The organism is Cloacibacterium sp. Arc13, from assembly GCF_041431305.1.
GTDB lineage: Bacteria > Bacteroidota > Bacteroidia > Flavobacteriales > Weeksellaceae > Cloacibacterium > Cloacibacterium caeni_B.
On sequence record NZ_JASMRM010000012.1, the window covers coordinates 1 to 16032 of the forward strand.

A 16032-nucleotide genomic window follows, 5' to 3' on the forward strand; every position below is an offset into this window, starting at 1 on the left:
TACTTAAATTTTTGGTGTGTTTTACTGCTGAATTATTATTGATATTGGGTTTGGTTCGCAAGAAAAAATCAAAATCGTTTAGAAATGATGGTTCCAGTTTCTGAATATCAATGTCGGATTTTTTATGAAACTTCCACAAAAATTCTTTCAAATGAGCCAAACAAGTTTTAAAATTCTTAAGTGTAGCTGGTGCGTATTCCTTACCTAAAAGTTTTTCTATTTTGGAGTTGTGTTTTTCAAAAATTGGAATGAGGTATCTTTGAGTAGTATTTGCACCTGTTAATAGGTTTTTAATATCTATTGCATCAAAACTTTCCCTTGATAGCGCTAATTTGTTTTCCAAAACTAGAACATTAGATTTCAAGATGTCTAAATACTTATTTATAGCTCTCGCTTCTTCAGAATTACCTTTTAAACGATTTTGAGCGGAACTCCATTTGGAAATCTCTACATCTTTTCCAGTAGAAAATTCTGCACGCTTTCCATTCACGGTAATTCGCAAATAAATAGGAACGCGTAAATTAGATTTTGTTTTGGATTTTTTCGCATAGAATAATACCGAAATTTTTGCATTCATACTGGTGACTTTAAAAGTTAAAATAAATTTAAAGTGCCCTTTTTCACAAGATGTTCAAAAATGAAACAAGCTTATTCATGGGCTTTTCCAGAGAATTCGGTTACCTATATGCTTAAAAAAATTAGAGGTAACCGAATAGGTCACCTTACGAATTGAGAAAAATTGATATTATTTGATATCTAATAAAAACAAAAAGCCCCTAAATCTTGCGATTTAAGGGCAATTGCTTGAAATTGAACATTTCAACGTGGTTTCTCCAGGAATCGAACCAGGGACACACGGATTTTCAGTCCGTTGCTCTACCAACTGAGCTAAGAAACCTAAATGATTTAAAACAAACTTTCAATAAAAACCCTTAAATTTTTAAAAATTTAAGGGCAAATTGAAAAATGTATGTGGTTTCTCCAGGAATCGAACCAGGGACACACGGATTTTCAGTCCGTTGCTCTACCAACTGAGCTAAGAAACCAATTTTCTTTTGTCTTAGTTTTTAAGTTGTGCAAAATTAAACACTTTTTGTATACCATGCAAATATTTGCCCTTTAAATTTCAACTAAATACTAAAACAATTGATTTTCAAGTTCATTATTTTTTAACTTTCTTTTAATTGTTCGCTCATTTCTTCTAAAACGGGCTTAATCGTACTTTCTGGAAGGTCACTTATTCTGATATACATGAGTCCATCTATCGCATCATTGAAATTAGGGTCTACATTAAATGCGATAACCTTAGCATTTTGCTTGATGTATTTTTTAATTAAAACGGGCATTCTCATCTCTGGCTCTAAATCATCAATGAGTTTATCAAACTTATTCAAATCATTGTCTAAACCTTCGAAAAAGAGGTGTTTTTCCTTTACTTTGAGTTTTACCTTAAAATCGTTTTTAGGGTGCACGTATTGCGCCACCACAGAATCATAATAATGCGAACGCATAAATTCAATCATCAAAGATTTAGAAAAATCTGAGAATTTATTACTGATGCTTACTCCACCCATTAAGAATTTATGTTCAGGATTTTTGAGGCAAACATGCACAATTCCTCTCCACAACAAGAAGAGCGGTAATGGTTTTTGTTGATATTCTAAATTTACATAAGCACGACCCATTTCTATCACTTTTCTAAAAAATGGCTGTATTTCTTGGTCAAACTCAAATAACGAACTGGTATAAAAGCCGCTAATTCCGAATTTCTTCATGACTTGAGCACCTAATGCCATTCTATACGCTCCCGCAATTTTTTGAGCACTATTATCCCAAAGAATGAGGTGATGGTAATGCTTATCGTACTCATCCAAATCAAAAGGCAGGTTTGTTCCCTCTCCTATTGCACGAAAGGTTAATTCACGCTGTCTTCCGATTTCTCTCATCATCGAAGGAATTTCGTCATATTCGGTGAAATACGCTTCGTAATTAGAGTTGGAGAATAAGAGTTTATCTTTCTTTTTAAGGTTTTCTATATCCTTTAAAATGTCTTCATGAGGCGTTTCGTCTATGATATTCTGAATCACTTCTTGACCAGACTTCAGCGGAAATTTAATCGGCAAATTAGACAGTTTAAAGAGCTCCGCAATGGATTTTCTCCTTTCATAGTAAGATTTCATCATGTAGACTTTCTTTCTCAAGAAATCGCCTAATTCTTTCACCGATTCATATTCTTCTTGAATTTTTGGCGAAACAGGCTTTCCTATTCTGATTCTAATAGGCTTGTCTCTTTTCTTCATCATTTCAGACGGAAGCAAGAGCGTTTGCAAATCTGCATGAATTTTGGCAATGCTATAAAACTTGCTCGAATTCTTGGTATGAAAATACATCGGAACCACTGGAACCTTTGCTTTTTTTATCAATTTAAGCGCGGGAATTTCCCATTCCTTATCCAGAACTTCATCAAAAACATTGTTACGATTCGACACTTCTCCCGCAGGAAAAATACCGATACAACCGCCTTCCTGAAGGTGTTTCAAAGTATCACGCATTCCAGAAATACTGCTGTATGCTTCTTTTCTAGTTTCAAAAGGATTCACTGGAATCACATAATCTTTCATAGGCTCTATTTTCTGCAAAAGAAAATTGCCCATGATTTTAAAATCAGGTCTAATTTCTGTAAGGATTTTACACATCAAAATTCCATCAATCGCTCCTAAAGGATGATTGGCTACCAAAATGAAAGGTCCTGTTTTAGGGATTTTAGCCAAATCTTCTTCGAAGGCTACGTATTGGATTTCTAATTTTTTGAGAAAAGCATCAAAAAAAGCTACTCCTTCATGGTGTTTTATGCTGTCATACAATCTATTGACATCATTCAATTTGGTAAGTCCCATAATGGTAGAAGCAATCGGACTTTTAATAAATCCGAATTTCTGCAATCCTGCTGCTTTGATAAAATCTTGTTTAGAAATGAGGCTCATGTTTGGTTATTGCGTAACGATTTGTACTGTGTTTTTTGAAATTTGTTCTAAAAGGATTTTTTTGTCAGCATAGAAATTAGAAAGCTCGTCCATATTGGCATTTCTTACCGTGTAGAGCGAAACATTTTTCACTACATCTGTGCTGAATTGTTGAGTCAACGATTGATTTACCTCATCAATTTTCCCGAATTTATCTTCTAGACAAAGCGCCAAAGAAATCGCAGAGTTTTGCATCATAGAAACTTTGATTTTATGTTTTGCCAAAAGATTAAAAATCTGGCTAATGTGATCTTCGGCAATGAAAGAAAAGTCTCTCGTAGAAATGTTCATTAACACTTGATTTTCTTTCAAAATATAACTTTCTTCGCTTTGGTTTACATCAGAATTTCCAACTTTGGTTCCAGGTTTTTCTGGCTCTACAAAAGATTTCACATAAAAAGGAATGTGCTTTTGCTTCAGTGGTTGTAAGGTTTTCGGGTGAATTACCGAAGCTCCGTAATATGCCATTTCTATGGCTTCTTCGTAAGAAATATTAGAAAGCAAGGTTACGTTTTCAAATTTTCTAGGATCACCTGTCATCACACCTGGAACATCTTTCCAAATGGTCATGGCTTCAGCATTTAAACAATACGCAAAAATCGCAGCAGAGTAATCTGAACCTTCTCTTCCTAAAGTTACGGTGAAGTTATTGGCTTCTGAACCGATGAAACCTTGTGTAACATACGATTGATTCTGGTCTAGACCGCTAATATTCTTTTCGGTTTCTTGCCAGTTTACTACGCCTTCTCTGTACGTGTCATCTGTTTTGATGTAATCTCTAGCATCTAGCCAAGCATTGCTAAAGTTTATGTCATTAAGATACTCACTCAAAATTTTAGACGAAATCATTTCACCACAACTCACCACTTGATCATACACAAAATTGTAATTTGGCGATTTATTTCTTCTCAAAAAAGCTTCTAAATCATCAAAAAACAAAGCTACTTCCCCAAAAATTTTATGATTTTCGGCAAAAAGACCTTTGGTAATTTCTAAGTGAGATTGTTTTATTTTTTCTACCTCATTTTGGTAATCTTCCTTCTTAAAATAGTATTCTACTACTTTTTCTAATGCATTGGTAGTTTTTCCCATGGCAGAAACTACTAATAGGCATTTTTCAAAACCTTGCGAGTTTAACACTTTCGCTACATTCTTTACACTCTCTGCATCTTTTACTGATGCTCCTCCGAATTTAAAAATTTTCATCTTCTTTTATCTAAAATCAATTCAAACCTTCAAATTTATTAAATTATTTCCATATGAATCAATTGAATATTTTTTGGGAAATATGACTAAAAATTACGAAATTTACAAACAAGCAAATACCAAAAAAATGTCTGAACAAACTTTTCAAACTTTAGGTGAATTTATCATTGACAAACAAGACGATTTTAAATATTCCACAGGGGAACTCTCTAGACTTTTGAGCGCCATCAGATTGGCTTCTAAAGTAGTGAATAGAGAAGTAAACAAGGCGGGAATCGCAGAAATCATCGGTCATGCCGGAAACCAGAATGTACAAGGTGAAGACCAACAAAAACTAGATGTTTTAGCCAATAATCTTTTTATAGAAGCACTTTCTCAGCGCGAAGTAGTCTGCGGAATTGCCTCTGAAGAAAGTGATGATTTTATAGAAATTAAAGCGACAAGCAACGCTCACCTTAATAAATATGTGGTTTTGATTGATCCATTAGATGGTTCATCTAATATTGATGTAAATGTTTCAGTAGGAACCATTTTCTCTATCTACAGACGTGTTACGGAGCCTGGAACACCTGTTCAATTGAAAGATTTTTTACAAAAAGGTGTAAAACAAGTAGCAGCTGGTTATGTAGTTTACGGAAGTTCTACCATGATTGTTTACACCACAGGAAATGGCGTGAATGGATTCACTTTAGACCCATCTATTGGTACGTATTACCTTTCTCACCCGAATATGAAATTCCCAACTACGGGAAAAATTTATTCCATTAACGAAGGAAATTACATTAAATTTCCTCAAGGTGTGAAAGATTACATTAAGTATTGTCAGTTAGAAGAAGGAGACAGACCTTATACTTCTAGATATATTGGTTCATTGGTTTCAGATTTTCACAGAAATATGATTAAAGGAGGAATTTACATCTATCCTTCCACGTCACAATCTCCAAAAGGAAAGCTGAGATTGTTATACGAATGCAATCCAATGGCATTATTAGCAGAACAAGCTGGCGGAAAAGCGAGTGATGGCTACAGAAGAATTCTGGAAATAGAACCTACAGAATTGCACCAAAGAGTTCCTTTCTTCTGCGGAAGTGCTGCAATGGTAACCAAAGCCGAAGAATTTATGGCAAAAGCTTTAAAACCTTAGAAATTTATAAAATTGCTGATTATAAAATCGTAAAGTCTCTCTTGATTTTACGATTTTTTTATTATTTTTATATCAAAATATTATCATGATTCTCACTTTTTTGTCCTTGTCTATTCTGCACTTGGTTTTCGTTTTGTTCATTATTCTTTTACCTTCTGTTTTATGGATATTTGCCATTATTGACATTTTAAAAAGCAATTTTAAGGATTCTACCAATAAAATTATTTGGGTTTTAATTGTACTTTTGTTGCCCGTTTTAGGCTCTATTCTGTATTTTATTTTTGCAGGCCAACAAAAAACAAATTAAATGAACACTCAATTTACCAGACACGAACTCATCTTTAAACAAGCCAGTGGAACTTCTAGAGGAGTTCTTACTACTAAGGAAACTTATTTATTAGAAATTTCTGAAGGAGACAAAAAAGGAATTGGCGAATGTGCCATTTTCAGAGGATTGAGCTATGACGACGTTCCTGATTATGAAGAAAAACTCACTTGGCTTTGCGAAAATATCAATTCAGATTTTGAAGTATTAAAAAAAGAACTGCTGCATTATCCTTCTATTATTTTTGGATTAGAACAAGCGCTTCTTAACCTAGAACATGGCGAAGATTTGTATTTTCCGAGTGATTTTACTGATGGTAAAGATTCTATAAAAATCAATGGACTCATCTGGATGGGAAATGCAGATTTTATGCAATCTCAAATTGAAGAAAAATTAGCAAAAGGTTTTGAATGCATCAAATTAAAAATAGGGGTAGATTGGAAATCTGAAAAAGAAATCATCAAAAAACTCAGAGAAAAATTCCCAAAAGAACAATTGGAACTCAGAGTAGATGCTAATGGCGCTTTTTCTTATGAAGAAGCTACAATTGTTTTACAAGAATTAGCAGATTTAGGAATTCATTCGATTGAGCAACCGATAAAAAAGAGCCAAGTAAAAAGTAAAAAGAGCCAAGAAACGGATGAAATAAATTCAACGGACTGCTGTGTTCCTTGGAATGACATGGCGAAATTATGCGCAGAAACACCTACTCCCATTGCTTTAGATGAGGAACTTATCGGCGTGATAGATTTTGAAGAAAAAAAGAAACTTTTAGAAACCATTAAACCACAATACATTATTCTAAAACCAGCTTTAGTGGGCGGATTTTCGGGTTCTGATGAATGGATTGCCATTGCAGAAAGTTTAGGAATCAACTGGTGGATTACTTCTGCTTTAGAAAGTAATATTGGTTTGAATGCGATTTGCCAGTACACTTATACCAAGAAAAATCCTTTACCTCAAGGATTGGGAACAGGTGCACTTTTCACGAATAATTTTGAAACTCATTTGCAATTAGAAGGCGACCAAATGTGGCATAAAAAAACGTCTTATTGCTAAGACGTTCATTTTTTCCAGTGTTTAAATTTGTGTTTTCAGAATGTTTTCATGGTTGTTTCTACCGTGAACAAAGGTATAAAAGAAAACTTTACCATACCATTACACTTTTGTGTAATTTTACAGCTGTACCTGAAAGAAGAGATGCAACCCTTTTTTAGAGGGTTTTATCTCAAAACTACCCTTTATTGCATTCATTCTTCTTTCCATATTATGCAGGCCATTTCCTGATTTCTTTTTATTTTCTATTCCTACTCCATCATCAATAATTTCTAAGGTAAAAATATCTTGCTCTAAAAGAAAAAATATACCAAGACTTCTAGCCTGACTGTGTTTGTAAATATTATTTAAGGCTTCTTTGGCACATAAAAAAAGATGTCTTCTGGTTTCTGCATTCAGTTGTTTATCAGGATGGTCTACTTTTCTATCTATCTTAATCTCAATCTCTGTTTTTTTGAAAAAATTTTCGGAATAAATGGTCAAATACTGAATAAAATTGCCCAGAGTGTCATTATTGGAATTAAGACTCCAAAGCATTTCTCTCATAGAAAGATTCATTTCTTCTGATGTTTTAAGTAAATCATTAATATCTTCTTTCAGGTGTTGTTCGTTTACTTTTTGTTTTAAAAATTCTGCTTGAAGTTTTAGCGCAGAGATTCCCGCACCTAAATCATCATGCATATCATGAGAGATTCTTTCTCTTTCTTCTTGAATTTTCTTTTGTATTTCTAATTCTTTTTCTAGAATTTGGTTTCGATATTCTATTTTTTGGAGCAATTTTTCTTTGATAAAAACCATTTGTTTCTTTCTATATACCATGACTACTAAAATAATAAACCCTACAAACATTAGTAAAATAACGATTGCAAAGATTAAAACTAATAAAACGGCATCTGGCAAATGTCTAATCAAAACGTACTATTTTATGAATTATGCTATCTTTTTTTTGTTTATTACCCTTAGACCTTGTAAGAAAAAAAGATACATGGTAATATTTGCTATATTGAACAAATAGGCTATAATGGAAAAAACATCTCTATCATAATCATAAAGCCACTGATTAAGAAATAGTCTAAACAAAGCGAAAACACTCCAAATAATTAAAGCTACGCTTACCCAAAAAGCTTGTTTTTGGGTAATGTTTTCTTCATCAATATGGTTAATAATATACAGCAACCATTGTAAACTAATAAGAAGAAAAAATAGAACTAAAGCTACAAATATTCGGGTATCTATCTTAATAATAGGCGTCTCTAATTGTATATAAGTTATTACCAACATGGTAAGAGACGAAATCCCGTAAAGAAAATATTTATTAATATTATTCTGGTAATCTACCCAAAAAAAATAACTAAAATATACAATAGATAAAATATTAAAAGGCACATACAAATAGAACTGATCTATTTGAAAAGCCTGTCTGATATAAACCCCTAAAACATCTACGAAAAAAACAGCAATAAGGTATATATACATAAACCTTTGTTTATGAGTATAACCTTTTTTGAGCCACAGATAAATAGAATATGACATTGCTGTAAAAATTACAGTGTCATAAATGAGCGATAAAATTTTGAATAACATACTATTATGGGCAATCTTGAGGACAAAAATGATTTAAATCAAAGCCAGACAAACTTTCTACATCTCCGCCTTCAGGATTCTGGCAGTCTGTAATAAAGGTCATTTGTCCCACATTTTCATCTGAATATAATTTTAATTTTTTTCTAAGTATACTTGATTCTGTCTTGGAGAGAAGAGGCTCATAATTAACCCACTGAGCTAGAGTAATTTTAAAGTTTTTTACATTCTTCTTTGTCATCGCTCTATTTTTATAGGCCAGCAGTTCATTTTTCATCATTTTCACTCTAAGAGTGTTTCCTTGCGTACCCTTCACTACTTTGTCAATATAAGGTTTTATGTTATTTATATAATCATTCTCCATAATTTCATAATCCTTTTCATCAATTTCTATGGTTTGCTTTACATCTAACATAGCGTAGGCTCTTCCAGTAATGTTTTTACCAGATTTATCCATATAATAATATAGCATATAGAATTCCCCATCAAATTGAGCCAACTCTTGATATTGATTAGGAAACTTATCTTTATTAAACTGTACAAAACTAAATGCTACTCTATCTGCACCAGCAGGAATCTGTTCAATCATTTGCAAATAATTTTCTTTATTTACTTTAAAAGATTTCTCATTTTTAGCATTTAATTTTTTAAGAATTTTGTAGGTTTCCTTATCAAAACTGTGACGCATAGCAGAATCTAATTTCGCAGGCATAGGAACATGAGCAAGTAATACATCCTCTTTTGGTAACTGTTTTTTATCTACACAAGCTATTAAAAATAAACAAAGCAAAAGACCTGCTAACCATGGAAATTTAATTAATTTTTTCATACTGAGTTATAAGAAATTATTATAAGTTTTTAAGAATATTTATGGCTTCAACTTTATTATTCACATGAAGTTTTTTGTAAATATTGCTCACATGTTTTTTTATAGTATCTATGGTCACTTGTTTTATTTCTGCGATTTCTTTATACAAATAGCCTTTTGCCAAGAGTTCTAAAATTTCAAATTCGGATTTTGACAAATCGTTCAGTTGTTGATTCACAATTGTTTTTTCTTCTCTAAAATATTGTAAAACTCTTTTTGCAACTCCAAAACTCATCGGTGCGCCACCTTGGTAAACATCTTTTATGGAAGCAATAATTTTATCCATCGTTTCTCCTTTGATAAGATAGCCAGAAGCACCTGTTTTTAGCGCATCATAAATATGCGCATCATCTTCAAAACTGGTACACATTATAAATTTGGTTTCTGACATATTATCTATAACTCTAGAAACCACTTCTATACCGCTCATATCAGGAAGTTTAATATCCATCAAAACCACATCTGGTTTCATCTCTTTTAATAAAGCTAAAGATTCTGCCCCTGAATATAATTGAGCTACACAGTTCAACTCCGAATCGTTGTCAATAATTTTTTTTAGTGCATTATTATAATGCTTTTCATCTTCTACTACGGCAACTTTGATAGACATTTTTAAGCAATTTAAAGGAAAAACTCTAGTCAAAAACTTAATTTTTAAGTTTCTTAACACAAATTAAGAAATAAAAATAATATTTTTTATCGAAATATCTCAACTTTATTACTAAAATTACACTAAATAGCTTAAAAAACAAACAAATACTGCTTATAGTATAATTAAAGCAGATTATCATATTTATAAGCCTAATAATTTTCTTAAATTTGCGCTATTCAAGAACTGATTATGGAAGAAGAAAAAAAACCGCTCAATTTTATTGAACAAATCATCGAAAATGATTTAGAAAATGGTTTAGATAAATCTAAATTGCGTTTTAGATTTCCGCCAGAACCTAATGGTTATTTACACGTAGGACATACCAAAGCGATTTGCATCAACTTCGGTTTAGGAGAAAAATATGGTGCTCCTGTTAATTTAAGATTTGACGACACCAATCCCGAAAAAGAAGAGCAAGAATTCGTAGATGCCATCAAAGAAGATATTAAATGGCTTGGCTTTAAATACGACAAAGAGTTGTACGCTTCTGATTACTTCCAGCAGTTGTATGATTGGGCTGTAGAAATGATTAAACAAGGAAAAGCCTATGTAGATGAGCAACCTTCTGAAGTGATTACAGAACAAAGAAAAAATCCTACAGAACCTGGTATAGAATCGCCATTTAGAAACAGACCTATAGAAGAATCACTAGATTTATTCGAAAGAATGAAAAACGGAGAATTCGAAGAAGGTACAATGTCTCTAAGAGCTAAAATAGACATGACTTCGCCGAATATGAACATGCGTGACCCTGTTATGTACAGAATTCTGAAAAGACCACACCACAGAACTGGCGAAAAATGGAAAATCTATCCTATGTACGATTGGGCTCATGGTGAATCTGATTATATAGAGCAAATTTCACACTCCCTTTGTTCATTAGAATTCGAAAACCACAGACCTCTTTATGATTGGTATTTAGACCAAGTTTATGAAGAAGGAAAAGTAAGAAATAAACAAAGAGAATTTGCGAGAATGAACGTTACTTACATGGTAACTTCTAAACGTAAATTACAAAGATTAGTAGCAGAAGGCGTAGTAACAGGCTGGGATGATCCTAGAATGCCTACCATTTCTGGAATGAGAAGATTGGGTTACACTCCGAAAGCCATCAGAGAATTTATTGACAGAGTGGGCGTTGCAAAACGCGAAAACCTCATCAATATTCAGTTGCTAGAATTCTGCGTAAGAGAAGACCTCAACAAAGTTTCTACCCGAGTAATGTCTGTGGTAAATCCTGTAAAACTTATCATCGAAAATTATCCTGAAGATAAAGAAGAATGGCTAGAAACTGAAAATAATCCTGAAGACGAAAAAGCAGGAACTAGAGAAGTGCCTTTCAGCAGAGAACTTTACATCGAAAGAGAGGATTTCATGGAAGAAGCTCCGAAAAAATTCTTCAGATTAACCATTGGTGGAGAAGTAAGACTAAAATCTGCTTACATTATTAAAGCCAACAGAGTAGAGAAAGATGAAAATGGCGAAATCACTACCATTTACGCTACTTATGACGAAGAATCTAAATCTGGAAGCGGAACTGAGGCAAGTATGAGAAAAGTAAAAGGAACGCTTCACTGGGTTTCTGCAAAACACGCTTTACCAATTGAAGTAAGAATTTACGACAGATTATTTACTCACGAACAACCAGATGCAGAAAAGGAAACAGATTTCATGGAATTCGTGAACAAAGATTCTCTGAAAAAAGTTCAAGGTTTTGCTGAGCCAAGCCTTAAAAATGCAAAAGTGGGAGACCATTATCAGTTCCAAAGAATTGGTTATTTTACTCCAGATAAAGATTCTACAGCAGACCAATTAATCTTCAACAGAACGGTTACGCTGAAAGACAGTTTTAAAATTGATTAAAATTTTAAGTTATATAGAAAAAGCTTCACGATGGTGAAGCTTTTTTAGTTTTATTTTTTATTCTTAAGATAAATCCATCCTTTGTAAATTCTCTCATCTCCAGCTGTTATAACAAACCAATAAGTATCTGAATTTAATACTCTAGAATTTGATTTTCCATCCCATCTAAATTCAGTATTGCTTACCTCTTTGTACACCATATTGCCGTACCTATCAAAAATCTGCAACGTAGAATTGTTACTGAAAACATCTAATCCAGTTAGCTCCCAATAATCATTAATTCCATCTCCATTTGGTGAAAAAGCATTTTTCAGATTAAAAATTTTTCCTTTAATAGAATCTCCATAGCAATCTGAATCTGCATATTTTACATAAAAAGTATAATCACCAGCCTCTAAATTATAAAATACATTACTGTCTTGCCAATGAATTAAATCTAGAGAATAAACAATTTTTCGTCCTGTTATTCCTTCAGCTTTTATGGCATAATAATCATTTTTTCCAGTTAAAGATACAATTCTAGGAGTTTCTTCATTTAAAACTTTAAACGTTGTAGTATATGTACAACCTAGTGAATTGGTTAATGTTAATGTATATGTTCCTAAGGTTTTGATATTTGTTAAATAATCAACTCCATCTTTAATCGTTCCGTCTGGGAACTCCCAATGATAGTTCACCACATTTAGCCCATTGAAATTTGGTCTTATCTCTAAACCTACCATATCATTTTTACAATAATAATAGTCTGGAATTTCAATCATAGGTGTTGTCTTCAAAACAACATTTATGGTATAAAAATCTGGACAATATCCTTCTTGAGAAACCTTCACATATATAGTAGAATTACCACTATTTCCATCATAAGCATAAGATGTAGGATTTTGAATTTTATTTTGACCCAGCCATAAATCAGACTGATTATCATAATATTCATAAGTGAAAGGCGAGCTAAAATTACTTTCGAAACCAGTAAGGTCTATTATTTCTTTTTTGTCATTATTTGTATCACAAATATTATCTATATAAAATTGTTTTTGATCAAGAGTCAATACTTCCCCTTTCTTAAAATTAATCTCTGCGTAACTTCCGCAGTTAGGTAAATTTTCTACATATACCCAAATTTTAGAAGTATTAGCATCAAGTATAAAATGTTCAGGATTTGTAATTTCTTCTCCAAGAGAATTATTACCAGGTAACACTTTGTAAAATTTAAATATATTCTCCTCACTAGGATTTTGTACCATACTATCTTTATATGCAAGCAGATTTACATCGTACTCTCCGTCTAAATTATTGTCACAAATAGTAATTTCTGAATTAATTGCTTTAGCTGGGAGTACAAATAATAAATTAATTGGAGCTATAGAATAACATCCGTATTCTGACTGAAACCTAGCGTAAACATAAGTGTTAGCAGCGGAAGAGATATAAGAGTTAGGCGCAGAAATTTTTCCTGCTGAGGTTCCTTGATTTGCAAAATTTTCGTTTACGTAATAAGTAATTTGAAGATTATCTAACAAAACATTATTATTTTGTTGGTAAAATAGTTGAGAGACTGCCTCTTCTAAATTGAAGGTTTCACTGACCGAAAAATCCTCATTACATATTTTTAAAACCGCGTTTTGATTTAAATTAATTACATCGTTAATGACGGGTAATCTTACCGTAACTTTTGCAACAGAAAAACAATCAGAATCTTTATATTTAACTTTTACATATAAAATTTCTCCATCTTGAACTTCTGTATTTGATGGTTCTGAATAAGGGTCTGCAAAAGTACCGTTTTGTGCATTATAGCTTTTAAAATAAGAAAACTCCACCAGCTCATTATTTGTATTAATTATTGGTTGAAGCTGCGTTAGGTCAATATTTTCCTTTCCATCTGAATTGTTATCACAATAAATAGGGAAATCTTGTTGTATTTCGGTATCGATATCTGGAGTCCGTACTAGGTTGAAAGTAATAGGAACTACTAAAACACAATCTGATAAACTTATTCTAGCATACACTGTAGAACTCGAAGTAAGATCAATTAATCTTAAGACAGAGGTTGCATTATTATCTGCTTCTGATTGTGTGCTATAGAAAGCAACTTTAGTTCCGCTTTGACTGTTAATATCACGAGTATACTTGCTTAGTGTAATTTTCTCTAAGCCGTCATTTCCTATATCGCAGACTTCAAATTTATCTTTATTTACAGTAAGTTTTACAAGAATTATTCTTATTCTCTTTATGGTATAACAATCGCCATTACTAAATCTAGCATAAAAATTTTTGCTTATATAATCGCCATTATCGGTAATTATCTGAGTAGAACTAATTTCTCTAGATGGTAAATTAGTTTGCGCATTACTAACAGATCCAAAAAAAGCAACATCTTCTCCTGAAGGATTTATCAACATTTCATTATAGTAACTCTCTAGATCAATGGTTTTATCCTGATTACCATCAAAACATATAAATTTAGTTATATCATTTGCCTCAATGGAATTGAAAGACACATTCATATTAACCTCGGCAATGGAGAAACAACCAGAATTACTTTGTACTCTAGCATATACTTTATAATTTCCTTCCCTAATCTGGGTAAGTCCTAATTGATTAGATAATGCAGTGAATGCCTCCTGATAAGTATTAAAAACCCTTATAGACATTCCTGATTCTGTAGTTAATTTATTTTTTAAGTTTTCCGCCCAATTAAAATTTTCTGCTCCGTCATCATTATTGTCGCATATTGTCACGTCTAATGAAGCATTATTTACAACAGGAGATGAGTTAAATCTAACTTCGATTGGGCCTAAAATATTTACGCATTCCCCTTGAACAAGCCTTATATAGAATTGAGTTCCATTAATTAAGTTATAATTTACAATTGCATTTTGATTATTGGTTGCATTATTATAAGACGTAAAATAAGAAACTGTTCCTTGATAATTTGTTCCTACTAATTGTGAATTTAAATTACTTAATAAAAAATTGTTTTCTATTCCATCATTAGCAAAATCACATATTACTGGCTGGTAATTGTAAATATTCTGTGAAAGAAATGATAGATTAGCCACTTTTTTACAATTAACATCATTCTTATTAGAAACTGTAACTTTAATATTTCGATTAGATGTAATCAATATTGGTGTGCTCTCGTTTAAAACCTGGTTGGTAAGAGCGTCTCTAAACTCAAATTTAAAAAGAGAAACATCTCCAGTTACAATGGAGCTTTTATAATCTGCCAAAATTACTTGCTCCGTACTATTACAAAAAATTTTGCTATAGTCTTTTACGAGTGGATAATCTGCAGCAAAATTAACATTTATGGTATCAGAATAAATTATTTTTTCATTATTACAATTGGTGTAAATAATCTCTACTTTATACGTTTCATTTTTGGTAGGACAAACCGTCAAATTTTTATTTGTCCCAATAATATTATTATTACTATCATACCAAATAATATCTGGTGTTAATGAATCCGCATTTGGAGTAAATACCCAAGCTTCATTTTGCGCAGACCAAATACCTGTATTTCTTCCTGGAGCTGCAAGTCCTAAGTCTCCAGTAGCATCATTAATTCCTATTACTGCATTTTTAAATCTTGTAAGATCACATGCAAGTGGTTTATTTTCTACAAAAATTTCTATATTATTGCTTCCTTCTGATAAAACGATTTGAGATGACGAAGCCTCAGAATCACATCCAGAAATTCTACCATTTCGGAAATTAACCACAAATTTTCTATATGGTGCCGTTCCTATTACCGCATAATTAATTTCCGAACCATTTGATTCCGAAAAAAACATATCATGTAAGACTCCAAAAATTGCTTCTTTAGGTAAATTTTGATTTGGTAAAGCATCTGAAAAATTGGCAGCATTCGCTTGATTGGCCTGATAAGTATCAAAACTTATCATTCCATTAGAGCCTATAACCAATTGATTATAAACTTGTCCATAAAAACAAAATTTAAATGGTAAATCAATTATTCCTGAGAAAGAATCGTCTAAATCACCTCTAATAACAGTTTTATTAACTACTGCGTAAGGAGTATAGTTAATAGAGGATACTGCATAATTATCTGTTTGTTTAAAAGAAGGATAATTTGCTGATAATGCTACACAATTACCATTAACTAAAGGATAGTTACAGTTTACTAAGACTTCTTTTTCATTTTTGGCATCAGAAATAAAAAAGTCTGATGCGGTTTGGGCTTTAAAAAAACTGAAAGAAACTAGTAAAATGGCAATAAAAAAGCTATAGTTTTTTTTGAATTTCATGAGGTCTATTTACCGTTCAAAATTAGAGAATTTTAACCGAAAG

The 16032-nt window shown here is 32.1% G+C and carries 12 protein-coding genes and 2 tRNA genes; 4 read left to right on the forward strand and 10 right to left on the reverse strand.

Annotated features, from left to right (window positions below; genetic code table 11):
• The 5 genes from QO190_RS09485 to QO190_RS09505 form a co-directional block, all read right to left on the reverse strand.
• Positions 1 to 577 (reverse strand): phage integrase SAM-like domain-containing protein (locus tag QO190_RS09485; RefSeq protein WP_371463055.1); only part of this gene is annotated, 577 nt, incomplete at its 3' end.
• A 248-nt stretch (positions 578 to 825) separates the two neighbouring features.
• Positions 826 to 898 (reverse strand) — tRNA-Phe (locus QO190_RS09490).
• Positions 899 to 973: 75 nt separating this feature from the next.
• A tRNA-Phe gene (locus QO190_RS09495) sits at positions 974 to 1046 on the reverse strand.
• A 123-nt stretch (positions 1047 to 1169) separates the two neighbouring features.
• Positions 1170 to 2984, reverse strand: coding sequence for a lysophospholipid acyltransferase family protein (locus QO190_RS09500; protein ID WP_371463053.1), 1815 nt, complete (start codon positions 2982 to 2984; stop codon positions 1170 to 1172).
• Between the two features lie 6 nt (positions 2985 to 2990).
• Positions 2991 to 4229, reverse strand: a complete 1239-nt coding sequence (locus tag QO190_RS09505) for an aspartate kinase (RefSeq protein WP_371463051.1) — start codon at positions 4227 to 4229, stop codon at positions 2991 to 2993.
• A gap of 127 nt (positions 4230 to 4356) precedes the next feature.
• On the opposite strand from QO190_RS09505, the gene fbp reads away from it, so the two are divergent.
• The 3 genes from fbp to QO190_RS09520 all read left to right on the forward strand — a co-directional run bounded on the left by fbp (position 4357) and on the right by QO190_RS09520 (position 6757).
• Positions 4357 to 5373, forward strand: coding sequence for a class 1 fructose-bisphosphatase (gene fbp, locus QO190_RS09510; protein ID WP_069797829.1), 1017 nt, complete (start codon positions 4357 to 4359; stop codon positions 5371 to 5373).
• An 85-nt stretch (positions 5374 to 5458) separates the two neighbouring features.
• On the forward strand, positions 5459 to 5680 hold the full coding sequence (locus tag QO190_RS09515) for a PLDc N-terminal domain-containing protein (protein ID WP_371463049.1): 222 nt from the start codon (positions 5459 to 5461) through the stop codon (positions 5678 to 5680).
• The gene (locus QO190_RS09520) at positions 5681 to 6757 is read left to right on the forward strand and encodes an o-succinylbenzoate synthase (protein ID WP_371463047.1); all 1077 of its coding nucleotides are present in this window, start codon (positions 5681 to 5683) and stop codon (positions 6755 to 6757) included. It begins immediately after the preceding gene.
• 117 nt (positions 6758 to 6874) lie between these two features.
• Here the strand turns inward: QO190_RS09520 and QO190_RS09525 are convergent, their stop codons facing one another.
• Genes QO190_RS09525 through QO190_RS09540 form a run of 4 tightly spaced genes read right to left on the reverse strand, consistent with a single transcriptional unit; the run spans position 6875 to position 9813 of the window.
• Positions 6875 to 7666, reverse strand: coding sequence for a sensor histidine kinase (locus QO190_RS09525; RefSeq protein WP_371463045.1), 792 nt, complete (start codon positions 7664 to 7666; stop codon positions 6875 to 6877).
• 18 nt (positions 7667 to 7684) lie between these two features.
• Entirely contained in the window at positions 7685 to 8338 is a 654-nt protein-coding gene (locus tag QO190_RS09530) for a hypothetical protein (RefSeq protein WP_371463044.1), read from the reverse strand.
• A 4-nt stretch (positions 8339 to 8342) separates the two neighbouring features.
• Positions 8343 to 9164 carry a hypothetical protein gene (locus tag QO190_RS09535; protein WP_371463042.1) on the reverse strand — a complete coding sequence of 274 codons (822 nt, stop codon included), beginning with the start codon at positions 9162 to 9164 and terminating at the stop codon, positions 8343 to 8345.
• A 19-nt stretch (positions 9165 to 9183) separates the two neighbouring features.
• Positions 9184 to 9813, reverse strand: coding sequence for a response regulator (locus tag QO190_RS09540; RefSeq protein WP_371463040.1), 630 nt, complete (start codon positions 9811 to 9813; stop codon positions 9184 to 9186).
• 231 nt (positions 9814 to 10044) lie between these two features.
• On the opposite strand from QO190_RS09540, the gene QO190_RS09545 reads away from it, so the two are divergent.
• The gene (locus tag QO190_RS09545) at positions 10045 to 11718 is read left to right on the forward strand and encodes a glutamine--tRNA ligase/YqeY domain fusion protein (RefSeq protein WP_371463038.1); all 1674 of its coding nucleotides are present in this window, start codon (positions 10045 to 10047) and stop codon (positions 11716 to 11718) included.
• 50 nt (positions 11719 to 11768) lie between these two features.
• Here the strand turns inward: QO190_RS09545 and QO190_RS09550 are convergent, their stop codons facing one another.
• Positions 11769 to 15989 (reverse strand): T9SS type B sorting domain-containing protein, encoded by a 4221-nt coding sequence (locus QO190_RS09550; protein WP_371463036.1) that lies wholly within the window; start codon positions 15987 to 15989, stop codon positions 11769 to 11771.
• Positions 15990 to 16032 lie beyond the last annotated feature (43 nt).